The following is a 14,837-nucleotide window of genomic DNA, read 5'->3' as shown; positions in this document are numbered from 1 at the left end:
GCGGCGATGTCGATTTTCCGAGGCCGACATCGTCACCATGGTGTGACGAACGTCGTCACGGGCCCCGCGAGGGCCGAGTCACGGGAGACATCATGACCGATCAGTACGTCTATCTCATCCACGAGCCCGACTGGGACTCCGACGCCTTCCTTCCCGGGCGCGGCGTCCCGGATGGCGGAGCCGAGTCGAACTTCCCCGCGCACCAGGCGTTCCAAGAGGCGGTCGCGCGTCTCGGGGCCCGCCTCGTCGGCGGCTCGGCGCTGCAGAACGCGAGGTACGGCGGGCGCGTGCAGCCCGGGTCGGGCGACCGCGTCGAGCAGGACGCGGTCTACTCCGACGGGCCGTATCCCGACACGACCGAGGTGGTCTCGGGGTTCTACCTCGTCGAGACCGACGACGAGGAACTCGCCCGTCGTATCGCCGCGCTCGTACCGACTCGAGGACACGTCGAGTGGCGCAAGGTGTTCCCGACCGCGTGAACCAGGCCGTCACGGGCCTGGGCGACGATTTCGCCGACGCCTGGCCGCGGGTCGTGCGAGCGCTCGCCGGCTACACGGGCAGCATCGACGACGCGCAGGAGTACGCCGCCGAGGCGTTCGCCCGGGCCGTCGCCCACACCGGCGACGGCGGGGTGCTCGGCTCCCTGGCCGCGTGGTGCACCGCCGTCGGCAAGCGCGCCTGGATCGACGACCGCCGCCGGCTCGCCGCCGAGCAGCGGTACGCGCATCGGTTCGCGGCTGAGCTCGCGACCGTCGAGAGCGAGCCGGATGTCGCGGACGGGACATCCGGTCTCGACTCGCGGTACGGCGTGCTCGACGACCGCCTGGCGCTGCTGTTCGTCGCGTGCGACCCGGCGCTCACCGAGCAGGCGAGACTCGTCCTCGCCCTGCGGCTGGTCTGCGGGCTGGACATCGCCCGCATCGCGGCGCACCTCGGAATCCAGGCGACCGCTGCTGCGGCGCGGCTGACCCGCGCGAAGCGCGCGCTCGCGGAGGCGCGCGGACGGTTCCGGGTGCCCGACGCGCCTGAGCGGCTCGTGCGACTGCCGGTCGTGCTCGCGAGCGTGGCGGGCATGTTCACCGTCGCGCATCGCGACGTGCTAGATCCGCGCACGCCGCTGGACGATCTCGGCCGTCAGGCGTTGTCGATCGCCGACGCGCTCGTGGCCGAGTATCCCGACGACGCGGAGGTGCGGGGGTTGCGCGCCGTCATCCGGCTCGGCCTCGCCCGACGGCCGGGTCGGCTCGATGCGGGAGGTGCGGCAGTGCCGCTCGACGAGGTCGACCGCGGCCGATGGGACCGACCCCTGATCGAGGCCGGCCTGGCCGACGCGACCGCCGCTGCGGACCGCGGCGACGGACGGTTCGTCCTCGAGGCGGCGATCGCGGGCCTGCACAGCTCGGCGCCGACCTTCGCCGAAACGGACTGGGACCTGGTCGTCGCGTTCTACCGCGCCCTCGAACGCGCATGGGGCGCGCCGTCCGTGACGGTCGCACGACTCGTCGCCGAGACGCATCGGGCGCTGCAGGCTCCGCCGTCGGGTGAGCGGAGCGCATCACTGCGGTCGATCGAGCGGGAACTGCAGATGCTCGCCCACGAGTCCACTCCGTACGCCGCGCTCGATGCCCGGCTGGCGCTCGCCGACCTGGCCTGGAGGAACGGGCAGCGCGGCCGAGCGGCCGAGCAGTATGCGCGGCTCGCCGAGGACGTGCCGACCGAGCCGGTGCGCCGGTTCTGCCAGCAGCGCGCCGCGTGCTGACCGCGCAGGGCTATGCCGCGACGCGCTCCAGCAGCACCATGACCTCGAAGTGCGTCGTCTGCGGGAACATGTCGAACACGCGCGCCCGCACCGGGCGCAGCGACGGCATCGCGCGCAGGTCGCGCGCGAGCGAGGCGGCGTTGCAGCTCGAGTAGAGCACGTGTCCGATCCCGGATGCCTCGAGCCAGGCCGCGAGGTCGGCGCCGATGCCGCGGCGCGGCGGGTTCACGACGACGAGGTCGGGAGCCTCGGCCGGTGACGCGCCCAGGGCGAAGGCCGTTGCGTCGCCCGCGGCGAAGCGCACGCGTTCGAGCGCGGCATCCGTTCGACTGAGTTCGGCGCTCGCGACCGCCTCGAGGCTCGTCTCGATGCCGGTGACGAGCGGGCCGGTGACCTCGGTCGCGGCATCCGCACCCGACCCGGCGAGGTGCAGCGCGAAGCCGCCGACGCCGGAGTAGAGATCCCAGGCGGAATCCGGTGCGAGCTGGCGGATCCAGTCGCGGGCCTCGGCGTAGAGCGCCGCGGCGATCTCCGTGTTGGTCTGGAAGAAGCTCTGCGGCCGCAGGTGCATGGTCACGTCGTTGAGGCGCATCGGCAGCGTCTGCTGGGCGGTGAGCACGACCTCTTCGGCGCCTTCGAGCACGGCCTTGTGCTCGGGCAGGAGGTTCGCCGTGACGACCCTCGCGTTCGGCAGGTCGCCGAGCAGCGAGGGCAGGTGCTTGCGGAGGCGGGCGACGGGCTCGGTCGAGCGCAGCACGAACCGGATCATGAGCTCGCCGTCGGGCGACTCGGTGACGATGAGGTGCTTCAGCTCGCCGGTGCGGGATGCCACGTCGTACGGCGTGATCGCGGCGCGCGTGATGAATCGGGCGATGGTGGGGAACGCCGCGCGGTGGCCGGGTGAGCAGATGCCGCAGGCCTGCAGGTCGATGCCGTGCCCGTCGGCGTCGAGGATCCCGATCGTCGGCCGGTCGATCGTGCCGCCGACGACCATCTTCGCCTTGTTGCGGTACGACGACTCGGCACTCGCGACCGGCGCCAGCCACTCGCCGACACCGAAGGGCGCGAGCAGCGCCTCGGCGTGCGCCTGCTTGCCGGCGAGCTGCTGCGGGTACGGCTCGCCCATCAGCGAGCACGATCGGCATCGCCCGGCGTCGAAGTACGCACACTGCACCCCCCAAGGCTAGGCGCGATCACGCCGAGGCGAGGCGCGCCATCACGCCCTCCCTCGCGCGACGATGTTCCCCTCCGGAGGCCGGGAGAAAAGTATCCGCCGGATACTTTTCTCCCGGCTTCGGGGTGAGGCATCGTGTCTCGTCGGTTTCCCGGTGAGGGAGGGATCGTGTCTCGTCGGTTTCCCGGTGAGGGCGGGATCGTGTCTCGTCGGCTTCCCGGTGAGGGCGGGATCGTGTCTCGTCGGCTTCCCGGGCGGGAGCGATATCGGCTCAGCCCGGTGGCGTCGTCGGCGCGGCGAGCCCGCGAATGAGCACCGCGACGACGCCGGCGAGCACCCCGTCGTCGAGGTCGTCGCCGATGACCATCGTCGTGAAGAAGAGGGCTCCGCCGAGCAGGGCGTGCGCGGCGATCCGGTCGGCGTCCGGATCGAGCTCGGGCTCGAGTTCGCCGCGGGACGCGGCCCTCGCCAGGACGTCGCGGATCTGCTCGCGCTCGAAGGCGACGAATCGCTCGCGCAGCCGATCGGCGACGTCGGGCGCGCGCCCGATCTCGGCGATGAGGTGGGCCGCCACCTCGCGCGCGCCCGGCGAGGCCAGGTCGTCGCGGATTCGGCCGGCGAGGGCGAGGAGGTCGCCGTGCAGCGTGCCGGTGTCGGCGGGGGCCGACGGGCCCGGCGGATGCACGGCCGCGGCGAACAGCAGCTCGGCCTTCGAACGGTACCGGCGGTAGATCGCGGCCTTCGAGGTACCGGCCCGCACGGCCGTCTCGTCCATCGTCACCCCGTCGTACCCGGTCTCGGCGAGCAGCTCGCGTGCGGCGCGCAGCACCGCGTCGTCGATCTCGCGGTCGCGCGGTCGCCCCGGGCCTTGACGCGTGATGGTCACGGTGCGAATATACAACCAGAGTATCGAAACTCGGGTCTCGTATTGGAGGCGGATGATGCGGAACGTGATCATGACGGGCGGTTCCTCGGGCTTCGGCGAGATCTCCGCGCGCCGCATTTCCCGAACGCCCGGCACGCGACTGCTGGTCGGCGCGCGCGGCGCGGTGCCCGACGGCCTCGAGGCCAGGCCGCTCGACCTCGCGTCGCTCGCGAGCGTGCGCGCGTTCGCCGACGCGGTGCGCGAGTGGCTCGATGCTGGCGCCCCAGCGACCGGGCGCCACGGCGACGGCCGCATCGACTCGATGGTGCTCAACGCCGGCATCGTGCGACCCGACGCCGACGGGCGCACCGTCGACGGCTTCGAGACGACCTTCCAGGTCGATCACCTGGCGCACGCGCTCTTGCTGCGCCTCCTGCTCGATCGCCTGGCCGACGACGCGACCGTCGTGTTCACCACGAGCGGGACGCACGACCCGGCCGAGCACGCGCGCTTCCCGCTGCCGCGCCACGCCGACGCGCGCCGGCTCGCCCACCCCGAGCGCGACCACGAACTCGACGCGCGGCCGCGTGTCGCCGGTCGGAGGGCGTACACGACGGCGAAGCTGTGCGCCGTGCTGACCGCCCGCGCCGTCGACACGGGGATCGCCGCACCCGGACGGCACCTGACCGGCATCGCGTTCTGCCCCGGGGAGACGCCCGGCACCGGACTCGTGCGCGACCTGCCGCTGCCCGCGCGGATCGGGTGGCGGCTCCTCGCGGGTCCGCTGCGCCGGCTCTCGCCCGAGTCCAACCGGCCCGAGGCATCCGGTCGCGCGCTCGCCGACCTCGCCCTCGGGTTCGTGCGCCCGCCGGATCGTGGCGACGCCGGTCCGTGGTCGTACGCCGTACTGCGGTCGGGACGGTTGGGCTGGCGCCCGGTGCCGCCGCTCGCAGCCGACGACGAGGCGATGATCGCGCTCTGGCGCGACAGCGCCGAGCTGTGCGGACTGCCCGCGGCTCAGTCCGTGCCGGCCTCGGGCTCGGGCTGGGCCTCGAAGCGGTAGCCGAGACCCGGCTCGTTCAGGAAGTGCCGCGGCTCGGCCGGCACGGCGGCTCCGGCTCCGTCAGCCGCGGTACCACTCCTCGTCGATGCTCGCGAGGCGCGAGGGCATCGCCTCCGCGCCGGGCCCGAAGAAGCGCTGGAAGCTCAGCATGAGCGGGCGCCACCGCTCCGGGTCGATGCGGTTCGGATGCCCTGGCACCTGCAGCGACTCGACGACGTGCACTCGAGTGATGCCGAGCTCGACGGCGAGGGTGTCGGCCTCCTCGGGCGTCGCGGCACCGCCCATCGGATGGATCGCGACGACCCGGCCCTCGAGGTGCACCGGGAACTCGGCCACTCGAGGCGGCGAGACGGTCTCGGCGGGCAGCGGGCGGAGCCCGGCCGCCGCGAACTTGTCGCGCACGTGCCGGTACCCCGCGGCCGCCTTCCGTTCCGAGACCGGGTCGCGCCCGGTCGTGAGCGCGAGCCGGTCGACCGCGTCGACCCGGTCGACCGAGGGCAGGTTGATCACCGCCTCGCCGTTGGCGACGAGGTTCCGGCCGGTCTGGCTTCGGGCGGCGACGCCGAGCATCGCGGTCTGCCCCAGCCACCACACCGAGGAGTTCGGGGCGAGGTTCGGGTGGCCCTCGTCGTCGACGGTCGACAGCAACGACACCTGCGTGCCGAAGTAGAGGATCGCCGGCGAGACCGCCGTGTGCCGGGTGCTGTTCGCGTGCGCGTCGATCGCGGTCGCCATTGCCACGTCGGGCCGCCTTCCAGGAGTGGTGGTGTCGGGCTTCCCAGCCTCGCGGTGCGGCGGACCGGACTCCGGCGGCTTCCGGACATCGCGCTGGTGCGGCTGAGGGTGCCGATGGCTACGGCTCGAAGCGGTAGCCGAGGCCCGGCTCGTTCAGGAAGTGGCGCGGCTCGGCCGGCACCGGCTCGAGCTTGCGCCGCAGCTGCGAGACGTACAGGCGCAGGTAGCCGGCGTCGTTGCGGTGGTACGGGCCCCAGACGTCGGCGAGCAGCATCTCGCGCGTGAGCAGCCGGCCGGGGTTGCGCAGGAACAGCTCGAGCAGCCGCCACTCGGTCGGCGTCAGCCGAACGGATGCCCCACCCCTGGTCTCGCCGTCGCGACGGACCGTCTTCGCGGCGAGGTCGACGACGAGGTCGCCGATGCGCGTCGTCGCTGCGGGTTCGTCGCCCGTGGCCGATTGCCTGGCCCGCGCGCGGATGCGGGCGAGCAGCTCGTCCATCGCGAACGGCTTCGTCACGTAGTCGTCGGCGCCGGCGTCGAGGGCCTCGACCTTCTCGGCCGAGTCGGTGCGCCCCGAGAGCACGAGGATCGGCACGCCCGACCACGCCCGAACCGCGCGGATCACGTCGAGTCCGTCGATGCGCGGCATGCCGAGGTCGAGCAGCACGAGGTCGGGATGGCCGTTCGCGACGAGGTCGATCGCCTCGGCGCCGTCGCTCGCGGTGAGCACCTCGTAGCCGCGGGCCGCGAGCGTGATGCGCAGCGCCCGCAGCAGTTGCGCGTCGTCGTCGGCGACCAGGATCCTCATCGGGCGCCCTCCTCGGCGGTCGGCAGCGCGACGACCATGGTCAGCCCGCCCCCGGGGGTGTCGTCGGGTTCGAGGGTGCCGCCCATGCCCTCGACGAAGCCCTTCGCGAGCGCCAGCCCGAGCCCGAGGCCCGTCTCGTTGTCGGTGTCGCCGAGCCGCTGGAACGGCGTGAACACGTCGTCGCGCCGTTCGGGCGGGATGCCCGGCCCGCGGTCGACGACGCGCAGCTCGGTTCGGTCGCGGAAGCTGCTCGCCGCGATCCGCACCCGCTCGCCCGTGGGCGAGTGGCGCACCGCGTTCGCGAGCAGGTTCACCACCACGCGCTGGAGCAGCACCGCGTCGCCGAGCACCGGGCGGACGTCGTCGGCGAGGTCGAGCTCGACGTCGCCGGGCCCGAGCTCCAGCTCGTCGAGCGCGGGCAGCACGACATCCGCGAGGTCGACCGGCGCGAGCGTCACGCCGAGCGCCCCCGCCTGCACCCGGCTCACGTCGAGCAGGTTCGTGACGAGTGCCGCGAGCGCGTCGAGGCTCTCGGCCGCGGCATCCAGGAGCTCGCGACGCTCGCCGACGGCCAGGTCGAGGTCGGGCGAACGCAGTGCGCTCACGGCCGCCGTCGCGCTCGTGAGGGGCCGGCGGAGGTCGTGCCCGACGGCGGCGAGCAGCGCCGAACGCACGCGGTCGGCCGCCGCGAGCTCGCCCGCGGCGGCGGCCGCGTTCGTGAGCGCACCGTGTTCGATCGCGGCATCCAGTCGGGTCGCGATCACCTGCAGCAGGCGGCGTTCGGATGCCGCGAGGTCGGGGCCGTGCAGTTCGAGCGCACCGCGCGGGCCGGTTGGCACGGCGGTGACCCGGTCGTCGGGCGAGGGCTCGCCGTCGGCCGCGCGCACCTCGCCGTCGACCAGCAGTCGCACGCCGGTCAGTCCGAACGCCTCGCGGGTCTGCGTCACCATGGCCTGCATCGCGTCGTCGCCGCGCAGCACCGAGCCCGCGACCGTCGCGAGCAGCTGCGATTCGGCGGCGGCCCGCTGCGCGGCCCGAGTGCGGCGGGCGGCGCGGTCCACGAGGGTGCTCACGAGCACGGCGCTCACGACGTAGAGCACGAGCGCGACGAGGTTGCCGGGCTCTGCGATCGTGAGCGTGAGCGTCGGATCGACGAACAGGAAGTTCAGGGTCAGGCCCGAGAGCACGGCGGTCAGGAGCGCGGGCCAGACGCCGCCGACGAGCGCGACGACGATGACGAGGAGCTGGTAGCTCAGCACCTCGCTCGCCAGCGACTCCCCGGCGTGCAGGGCGACGAGCAGCCAGCTCAGCAGCGGACCGCCTACGAGCGCGATCACGAAGCCCGCGACGACCCGGCGGGCGGAGAGCGCACCGCCGAGCCTCGGCAGCGAGAACGTGCTGCCGGCGGCGGCGGCGTGGGTCACCATGTGCACGTCGATGTCGCCCGACTCGCGGATGACGGTCGCGCCGATGCCCGGGCCCGTGAACGCGGCCGCGAGTCGCGACCGGCGGCTGATGCCGAGCACGAGCTGCGTGGCATCCGATGCCCTGGCGAACGCGACGAGCGCACGCGGCACGTCTTCGCCGACCACCTGGTGGAACGTGCCGCCCAGCTGCTCGACCAGCGTGCGCTGATGGTCGAGGGCGTCGGGATGCCGCGCCCGCAGGCCGTCGGGATTGGTCACGTGCACGGCGATGAGCTCGCCGCCAGACGATCGCGCCGCGATCCTGGCGCCACGGCGCAGGAGGGTCTCGCCCTCCGGCCCGCCGGTGAGGGCCACGACCACGCGCTCGCGGGCCTCCCACCGGCCCGAGATGCCGTGCTCCGCGCGATAGGCCTTGAGCGCCTGGTCGACCTCGTCGGCCAGCCACAGCAGGGCGAGTTCGCGAAGCGCCGTCAGGTTGCCCAGCCGGAAGTAGTTCGAGAGGGCGGCGTCGATGCGCTCGGCCGGGTAGACGAGGCCGTTCGCGAGCCGGTCGCGCAGCGCCTGCGGGTCGAGGTCGACGACCTCGACCTGGTCGGCGGCCCGCAGTATCGCGTCGGGCACGGTCTCGCGCTGGCGCGCGCCCGTGATCTCGAGCACCACGTCGGCGAGCGACTCGATGTGCTGCGTGTTCACGGTCGAGATGACGTCGATGCCCGCGGCCAGCAGGTCCTCGACGTCCTGCCAGCGCTTCGGATGCCTCGAACCGGGCGCGTTCGTATGGGCGAGTTCGTCGACGAGCGCGACCTCGGGGCGCCGCTCGAGCACGGCGTCGAGGTCGAGCTCCTCGAGCGCGAGCCCGCGGTGGTCGGCGGTGCGCCGGGGCACCACCTCGAGGCCCTCGACCATCGCCGCGGTGGCCGCACGCCCGTGCGTCTCGACGAAGGCCACGACGACGTCGCGGCCCTCGCCGAGCAGCCGCCGGCCCTCCTCGAGCATGGTGTACGTCTTGCCGACGCCCGGCGCGGCACCGAGGAGCACCCGCAACCGCCCGCGTCTCATGTCGTCAGTCTCCCACCCCGGCGCCGTCGAGCGTCGCGAGCGCGAGGTTCAGCTCGAGCACGTTCACCGTCGGCTCGCCGAGGAAGCCGAGGTCGCGCGGCGCGACGTGCTCCTCGACGAGCGCCAGCACGTCGGCGACGGGCAGCCCACGGGCCTCGGCGACGCGGTCGACCTGCACCCGGGCGTAGTCGGGACTGATGTGGGGGTCGAGGCCCGACCCGGAAGCGGTCACCGCGTCGGCCGGGACATCCGCCTCGTCGACGCCGTCGGACTCGGCGACCTGCGCCTTCCGCTCCGCGATCGCCGCGACGAGGTCGGCGTTCTCGGGGCCGAGGTTGCTGCCGCTGGACGCTCCGGCGTCGTAGCCGTCGCCGGCGGCCGAGGGGCGTGACTGGAACCACTCGGGCAGCGGCGCGCCGTCGGCGTCGGTGAACGACTGGCCGATGAGCGTCGAGCCGATCACGTCGCCGTCGGTGTCGCGCACGAGCGAGCCGTTGGCCTGTGCCGGCAGGGCGACCTGACCGGCCAGCGTGATGACGAGCGGGTAGGCGAGGCCGAGCACGGCCGTGAGGACGAGCAGGGCGCGGAGCGCGACCCAGTGGGTGCGGACCGTGGTGCGCGTGGTGCTCATGGGATTGGTTTCCTTTCGAGGGTTCAGAAGCCGGGCAGCAGGCCGACGACGAGGTCGATCAGCTTGATCCCGATGAACGGGGTGATGATGCCGCCGAGGCCGTACACGAGGAGATTGCGGCCCAGCACGGCGGAGGCGCCGAGCGGCCGGTACTTCACGCCCCGCAGGGCGAGCGGGATCAGCACCACGATGACGATCGCGTTGAAGATGATCGCCGAGAGCACCGCCGAGGCGGGCGAGCTCAGCTGCATCACGTTCAGCACCGCGAGGCCCGGGAAGACGCCCGCGAACATCGCCGGGATGATCGCGAAGTACTTCGCGACGTCGTTGGCGATCGAGAAGGTCGTGAGCGCGCCGCGCGTGATGAGCAGCTGCTTGCCGATGCGCACGATGTCGATGAGCTTGGTCGGGTCGCTGTCGAGGTCGACCATGTTGCCGGCCTCCTTCGCGGCCGACGTGCCCGTGTTCATGGCCACGCCCACGTCGGCCTGCGCGAGGGCGGGCGCGTCGTTCGTGCCGTCGCCGGTCATCGCGACGAGGTTGCCGCCCTCCTGCTCTCGCTTGATCAGCGCGAGCTTGTCCTCTGGCGTGGCCTCGGCCAGGTAGTCGTCGACGCCCGCCTCTGCGGCGATCGCCTTCGCGGTGCGGGGATTGTCGCCCGTGATCATGACGGCGCGGATGCCCATCGAGCGAAGCTCGGCGAACCGGTCGGACAGGCCGTCCTTGACGACATCCTTCAGGTGGACGACGCCGAGCACGCGCGCGTCGCCCGCTGCGTCGCGCACCGCGACCACGAGCGGCGTGCCGCCTCCGTCGGAGATCGTGTCGACGCGCTCCTGCAGCTCGTCGAAGACGCTCGACGGGATGCGGCCCGACTCCTCGACCCACGCCGTGACCGCCGAACCGGCGCCCTTGCGGACGACCGTGCCGTCGGCCAGGTCGAGGCCCGACATGCGCGTCTGCGCGGTGAACGGCACGGCCACGCCCGCGGGCGCGGGCTCGGCACCGGCCGCATCGGCCGCACCGGCCGCACCGGCACCGTCGGCTGCGCCGAACGCCATGCCCCGCGCCGCGGCAAGCTCGACGATCGAGGCGCCCTCGGGCGTCGGATCGGCGAGCGAGGCGAGCGCGGCCGCCCGGACGAGCTCGCGCTCCTCGACGCCGGGCAGCGGCACGAACGCGCTCGCGCGGCGGTTGCCGTAGGTGATGGTGCCGGTCTTGTCGAGCAGCAGGGTCGTCACGTCGCCCGCGGCCTCGACCGCGCGGCCCGACATCGCGAGCACGTTCTGCTGCACGAGCCGGTCCATGCCGGCGATGCCGATCGCCGAGAGCAGGCCGCCGATGGTCGTCGGGATGAGGCACACGAGCAGGGCGATGAGCACCGGGATGCTCGCCGGCGACGCCGCGTACGACGCGATGGGGTTCAGCGTCAGGACGACCACGACGAACACGATCGACAGGCTCGCGAGCAGGATGTTCAGCGCGATCTCGTTCGGCGTCTTCTGCCGGGCCGCGCCCTCGACGAGCGCGATCATGCGGTCGACGAAGGTCTCGCCGGGCTTCGAGGTGATGCGCACCACGATGCGGTCGCTCAGTACGCGCGTGCCGCCGGTCACCGCGCTGCGGTCGCCGCCCGACTCGCGCACGACCGGGGCCGACTCGCCGGTGATGGCCGACTCGTCGACCGAGGCGATGCCGTGCACGATGTCGCCGTCGCCCGGGATCAGCTCGCCGGCCGACACGACGACCACGTCGCCGAGCAGCAGGTCGGCCGAGGAGGCATCCGTCGTCGCCGCGTGCGCCGCACCGGGATCGGCTGCGCCGTCGTAGTTGCGCACCACGTGCGCGACCGTCGACGTGCGCGTCTGCCGCAGCGTGTCGGCCTGCGCCTTGCCGCGGCCCTCGGCGACCGACTCGGCGAGGTTCGCGAAGATCACCGTGAGGCAGAGCCAGCCGGCGATCGCCCACGTGAAGCCGAACGGCACGGCCGACCCGCCCGACGACGCCGGGCCGCCGAGGAAGGGCTCGGCGATCGCGATCACCGTCGTGAGCGCGGCGCCGACCTCGACGATGAACATGACGGGGTTGCGCCACATCTGGCGCGGGTCGAGCTTGCGCAGCGCCCCGGGCAGCGCCGCGACCAGCTGGCGCGGGCCGAATGGGGCCCTCGGCTTCGGATGCCGGTGCGGCCGGCGCTCGTGCTCGTCAGGCGGCGAGTCCGGCGCGCCCGAAGCGCGGGATGAGCCGGAGGCGCCGGGCGCGCCCGCATGAGTCGTGGGAGTGATGGTGGACATGGATCAGCTCAACCCTTCCGCCAGGGGACCCAGCGTGAGAACGGGGAAATAGGTGAGGGCGGTGACGAGGACCGTCACGCCGACGAGGAGGCCGACGAACTGGGGGCGGTGCGTCGGCAGGGTGCCGGCCGTCGCGGGCACCTTGTCCTGCGCGGCGAGGCTCCCGGCGAGCGCGAGCACGAGCACGATCGGGATGAACCGGCCGAGCAGCATCGCCACGCCGAGCGCGGTATTGAACCATGGCGTGTTCGCCGTGAGGCCCGCGAACGCCGAGCCGTTGTTGTTCGACGCGCTCGTGAAGGCGTAGAGCACCTCGCTCATGCCGTGGACGCCCGGATTCCAGATCGACGTGGACTCGACGTCCTCGCGCACGCCCGGGATCGCGAAGCTGAGCGCCGTGCCGGCGAGCACGAGCACCGGGGTCACCAGGATGTACAGGCTCGCGAGCTTGATCTCACGCGGGCCGATGCGCTTGCCGAGGTACTCGGGCGTGCGGCCGACGAGCAGGCCCGCGATGAACACGGCGATGACCGCGAGCACGAGCATGCCGTAGAGGCCCGAGCCGACGCCGCCCGGGGCGACCTCGCCGAGCATCATGTTGAGCATCGGCAGCATGCCGCCGAGCGCCGTGTACGAGTCGTGCATCGAGTTGACGGCGCCCGTCGAGGTGAGCGTCGACGTCGAGCCGAACAGCGTCGAGGCGAAGATGCCGAAGCGCTGCTCCTTGCCCTCCATCGCGCCGCCCGCGAGTTCGGGCGCGGTGCCGCTGCCGGACGCCTCGAGCGCGGTGAGCGCCGTGAGCGAGACGACGAAGAGCGTCGCCATGACCGCCAGGATCGCAGTGCCCTGCCGGTTCGAGCCGACCATCGTGCCGAACGTGCGGGGCAGGGCGAAGGGGATCGCGAGCATCAGCACGTTCTGGAACAGGCTCGTCCATGCCGTCGGGTTCTCGAAGGGGTGCGCGGAGTTCACGTTGAAGAAGCCGCCGCCGTTCGTGCCGAGCAGCTTGACGACCTCCTGCGAGGCGACCGGGCCGCCGGGCAGGTGCTGCGTGCCGCCCGCGAGCGTCGTGACCTCGGTGAAGCCGTTGAAATTCTGGATGACGCCGCCGACGACCAGCACGATCGCCCCGATCACCGACAGCGGCAGCAGCAGACGGAACGAGCCCCGGAACAGGTCGACCCAGAAGTTGCCGATCGTTCCCGACCCGCGGCGCGCGAATCCGCGGACGAGGGCGATCGTCACGGCGATGCCGACGGCGGCGGAGACGAAGTTCTGCACGGCGAGGCCCGCGAGCTGCACGGTGTAGCCCATCGTGAGCTCGGGGGAGTACGACTGCCAGTTCGTGTTCGTCACGAACGACACGGCCGTGTTGAACGAGAGGCCCTCGGGCACCGGCGGAAGGCCCAGCGAGTAGGGCAGCACCGTCTGGGCGCGCTGGAGCACGTAGACGAGGAGGACCCCGACCGCCGAGAACGCGAGCACCCCGCGCAGGTACGCGGGCCACGACTGCTCGGTGCGCGGGTCCACGCCGATCAGGCGGTAGAGCCCGCGCTCGACCTTCCAGTCGCGGTCCGTGGAGTACACGCGGGCCAGGTAGTCGCCGAGCGGGCGGTAGAGGAGCGCGAGGATCAGGGCGAGGGTGGCCGCCTGCACGACGGCGAAGAGCACGTCCATCAGAACCGCTCGGGCTTGAGGAGGGCGACCACGAGGTACACCACGGCGGCGACACCCAGGGCGGCGGCGATCAGTTCGAACACCATCATCGCCGCTCCACTCCAGCCGCCGCGTCGCGGTGAGCGGAGGCGCGGGCCTGCGGGCCCATCTGCTCCACCCCCTTGGCGATGAGATGGATGAGGAAGAACACGGCGAAGATGCCGAGGAGGTAGACGACGTCGAGCACGAAGACTCCAGGTTCACAGGGGCGCGAGCCGCGAGCGCGGCAGGCGGGCAGCGATTCGCTGCACCCTGCGATGCAACACCCGGGCGGACGCCCCGGCGCCGGTCCTCACGGATCCCTAACGCCCGCTCGCCGCATCCCGACGCTCCGCTGACGGGGCCGGGGCCGCGGTCGGCGGAGGGCCTGCGGTGCGGATACGCTCAGCACGTGCCGGCATCCGAGATCCTCTCCCTCGCCGTGGAGGTGCTGAGCTGGGTGGGCCTGGGCCTGGGCGTGCCGCTGGCCGTCGCCGCCCTGATCGCCCGCCTCGTCGACGCCGGGCGCGAGGAGGTCGAGGTCGTCGTCGTCCATCCTCAGCACGGCGAACCCATCCTGCGCTGGTTCGCGGGCGACGAGCTCCACGAACGCGCGGTCGAGCCGGGCGAGCTCGACGAGGTCGCCGACCACGAGGACGCGATCGGCTACGCGAGTGGTGACGACCTCAGGTTCCATCGCCGCGGGCCCGCGACGCGCGTGCTCACGACGGTCGCGATCGTGCTGCTCGCGGTCGGCACGGCGTCGCTCGTGGCATCCGTCGTCTTGATGTTCACCGCGTGACCGGCGTGGCGACCGTCCTTCAGTCGCCCGCTCGGCCGTCGCGATTCGCGAGGCGCTCGGCGCGCAGCGCCTCCCAATCGGCGAGCAGTTCGGGCATCTTGCCTTCGATGTAGCGGAAGAAGTCGACCATCTCCCGCGTGCGTCGCGCTCCGGCGGATGCGGGGTCGCCGATCGCGTCGAGCGCCTGCGCCGCCGTGTCGGCGAACGAGCCGTAGACGGAGTTCTTGCCGGCGAGCGCGGTGTACCAGGCGTCGTCGAAGATCTCCCACCGTTCGCGCCGGCTGCCGGGCTGGGGCATGCGGTGGATGATCCCGAGCGAGCGGAGGTAGCGCACGCCGCCGGAGATCGCGGCGGCGCTCACCCCGAGGGATTCGGCGAGTTCGGAGGCCGTGAGCCCGCCCTCGTCGGCCACCAGGAGCGCCATGAGCACGCGGGCCGGCATCCTCGGGAAGCCGGCGGCGGTGAGCACGGCGGCCGATTGCTCGACCGCCGCGCGCAGGTTCTGCTCGTCGCGTGCCATCCGTC

At 72.8% G+C, this 14,837-nt stretch carries 15 protein-coding genes; 4 read left to right on the top strand and 11 right to left on the bottom strand.

Going from position 1 to position 14,837, the window contains the following annotated elements; genetic code table 11:
• The first annotated feature begins 92 nt into the window (after positions 1-92).
• On the top strand, positions 93-479 hold the full coding sequence (locus GE115_RS07210) for a YciI family protein (protein WP_153684110.1): 387 nt from the start codon (positions 93-95) through the stop codon (positions 477-479).
• Positions 476-1,759 carry a DUF6596 domain-containing protein gene (locus tag GE115_RS07205; RefSeq protein WP_312854989.1) on the top strand — a complete coding sequence of 428 codons (1,284 nt, stop codon included), beginning with the start codon at positions 476-478 and terminating at the stop codon, positions 1,757-1,759. Before GE115_RS07210 ends, GE115_RS07205 begins: the two co-directional genes overlap by 4 nt.
• Positions 1,760-1,769: 10 nt before the next feature.
• Here GE115_RS07205 and rlmC read toward each other — a convergent pair whose 3' ends face one another.
• Positions 1,770-2,933, bottom strand: a complete 1,164-nt coding sequence (rlmC, locus tag GE115_RS07200) for a 23S rRNA (uracil(747)-C(5))-methyltransferase RlmC (protein WP_312854988.1) — start codon at positions 2,931-2,933, stop codon at positions 1,770-1,772.
• Positions 2,934-3,204: 271 nt separating this feature from the next.
• A complete protein-coding gene (locus GE115_RS07195) occupies positions 3,205-3,819 on the bottom strand; it encodes a TetR/AcrR family transcriptional regulator (RefSeq protein WP_172979760.1) in 615 nt (204 codons plus the stop codon).
• 70 nt (positions 3,820-3,889) lie between these two features.
• Between GE115_RS07195 and GE115_RS07190 the strand changes: the two genes are divergently transcribed.
• Positions 3,890-4,861, top strand: coding sequence for a Rossmann-fold NAD(P)-binding domain-containing protein (locus GE115_RS07190; RefSeq protein ID WP_153684108.1), 972 nt, complete (start codon positions 3,890-3,892; stop codon positions 4,859-4,861).
• Positions 4,862-4,921: 60 nt separating this feature from the next.
• Here the strand turns inward: GE115_RS07190 and GE115_RS07185 are convergent, their stop codons facing one another.
• The 8 genes from GE115_RS07185 to GE115_RS07150 form a co-directional block, all read right to left on the bottom strand.
• Positions 4,922-5,596, bottom strand: coding sequence for a flavin reductase family protein (locus GE115_RS07185; RefSeq protein WP_153684359.1), 675 nt, complete (start codon positions 5,594-5,596; stop codon positions 4,922-4,924).
• Positions 5,597-5,714: 118 nt separating this feature from the next.
• On the bottom strand, positions 5,715-6,404 hold the full coding sequence (locus tag GE115_RS07180; protein WP_153684107.1) for a response regulator transcription factor: 690 nt from the start codon (positions 6,402-6,404) through the stop codon (positions 5,715-5,717).
• Positions 6,401-8,890: an ATP-binding protein gene (locus tag GE115_RS07175; protein WP_153684106.1), complete on the bottom strand. Its 2,490-nt coding sequence runs from the start codon at positions 8,888-8,890 to the stop codon at positions 6,401-6,403. The genes GE115_RS07180 and GE115_RS07175 overlap by 4 nt, the downstream gene beginning before the upstream one ends.
• Positions 8,891-8,894: 4 nt before the next feature.
• Positions 8,895-9,521 (bottom strand): potassium-transporting ATPase subunit KdpC, encoded by a 627-nt coding sequence (kdpC, locus tag GE115_RS07170; RefSeq protein ID WP_153684105.1) that lies wholly within the window; start codon positions 9,519-9,521, stop codon positions 8,895-8,897.
• A 23-nt stretch (positions 9,522-9,544) separates the two neighbouring features.
• Complete coding sequence (gene kdpB / locus GE115_RS07165; RefSeq protein WP_153684104.1) at positions 9,545-11,815, bottom strand: potassium-transporting ATPase subunit KdpB; 2,271 nt, start codon at positions 11,813-11,815, stop codon at positions 9,545-9,547.
• Between the two features lie 3 nt (positions 11,816-11,818).
• Complete coding sequence (gene kdpA / locus GE115_RS07160; RefSeq protein ID WP_153684103.1) at positions 11,819-13,492, bottom strand: potassium-transporting ATPase subunit KdpA; 1,674 nt, start codon at positions 13,490-13,492, stop codon at positions 11,819-11,821.
• A complete protein-coding gene (kdpF, locus tag GE115_RS07155; RefSeq protein ID WP_153684102.1) occupies positions 13,492-13,581 on the bottom strand; it encodes a K(+)-transporting ATPase subunit F in 90 nt (29 codons plus the stop codon). Before kdpF ends, kdpA begins: the two co-directional genes overlap by 1 nt.
• Positions 13,578-13,718, bottom strand: a complete 141-nt coding sequence (locus tag GE115_RS07150; protein WP_153684101.1) for a hypothetical protein — start codon at positions 13,716-13,718, stop codon at positions 13,578-13,580. The genes kdpF and GE115_RS07150 overlap by 4 nt, the downstream gene beginning before the upstream one ends.
• A gap of 204 nt (positions 13,719-13,922) precedes the next feature.
• On the opposite strand from GE115_RS07150, the gene GE115_RS07145 reads away from it, so the two are divergent.
• Complete coding sequence (locus GE115_RS07145; protein ID WP_153684100.1) at positions 13,923-14,312, top strand: hypothetical protein; 390 nt, start codon at positions 13,923-13,925, stop codon at positions 14,310-14,312.
• Positions 14,313-14,331: 19 nt separating this feature from the next.
• Here the strand turns inward: GE115_RS07145 and GE115_RS07140 are convergent, their stop codons facing one another.
• Positions 14,332-14,832 carry a GbsR/MarR family transcriptional regulator gene (locus GE115_RS07140; protein ID WP_153684099.1) on the bottom strand — a complete coding sequence of 167 codons (501 nt, stop codon included), beginning with the start codon at positions 14,830-14,832 and terminating at the stop codon, positions 14,332-14,334.
• Positions 14,833-14,837 lie beyond the last annotated feature (5 nt).

Source organism: Agromyces agglutinans (assembly GCF_009647605.1).
GTDB classification, from domain to species: Bacteria; Actinomycetota; Actinomycetes; order Actinomycetales; family Microbacteriaceae; genus Agromyces; species Agromyces agglutinans.
Note: the sequence above shows the minus strand (reverse complement) of the source record. Positions and strands in the feature narration are given on the sequence as shown.

What these genes read in the sequence shown, in the direction of transcription:
- kdpF (WP_153684102.1), bottom strand. Translation starts at nt 13,581, where the DNA reads ATGATGGTGTTCGAACTGATCGCCGCCGCCCTGGGTGTCGCCGCCGTG.
- GE115_RS07185 (WP_153684359.1), bottom strand. Translation starts at nt 5,596, where the DNA reads ATGGCGACCGCGATCGACGCGCACGCGAACAGCACCCGGCACACGGCG.
- GE115_RS07140 (WP_153684099.1), bottom strand. Translation starts at nt 14,832, where the DNA reads ATGGCACGCGACGAGCAGAACCTGCGCGCGGCGGTCGAGCAATCGGCC.
- GE115_RS07175 (WP_153684106.1), bottom strand. Translation starts at nt 8,890, where the DNA reads ATGAGACGCGGGCGGTTGCGGGTGCTCCTCGGTGCCGCGCCGGGCGTC.
- kdpC (WP_153684105.1), bottom strand. Translation starts at nt 9,521, where the DNA reads ATGAGCACCACGCGCACCACGGTCCGCACCCACTGGGTCGCGCTCCGC.
- GE115_RS07180 (WP_153684107.1), bottom strand. Translation starts at nt 6,404, where the DNA reads ATGAGGATCCTGGTCGCCGACGACGACGCGCAACTGCTGCGGGCGCTG.
- GE115_RS07190 (WP_153684108.1), top strand. Translation starts at nt 3,890, where the DNA reads ATGACGGGCGGTTCCTCGGGCTTCGGCGAGATCTCCGCGCGCCGCATT.
- kdpB (WP_153684104.1), bottom strand. Translation starts at nt 11,815, where the DNA reads ATGTCCACCATCACTCCCACGACTCATGCGGGCGCGCCCGGCGCCTCC.
- kdpA (WP_153684103.1), bottom strand. Translation starts at nt 13,492, where the DNA reads ATGGACGTGCTCTTCGCCGTCGTGCAGGCGGCCACCCTCGCCCTGATC.
- GE115_RS07210 (WP_153684110.1), top strand. Translation starts at nt 93, where the DNA reads ATGACCGATCAGTACGTCTATCTCATCCACGAGCCCGACTGGGACTCC.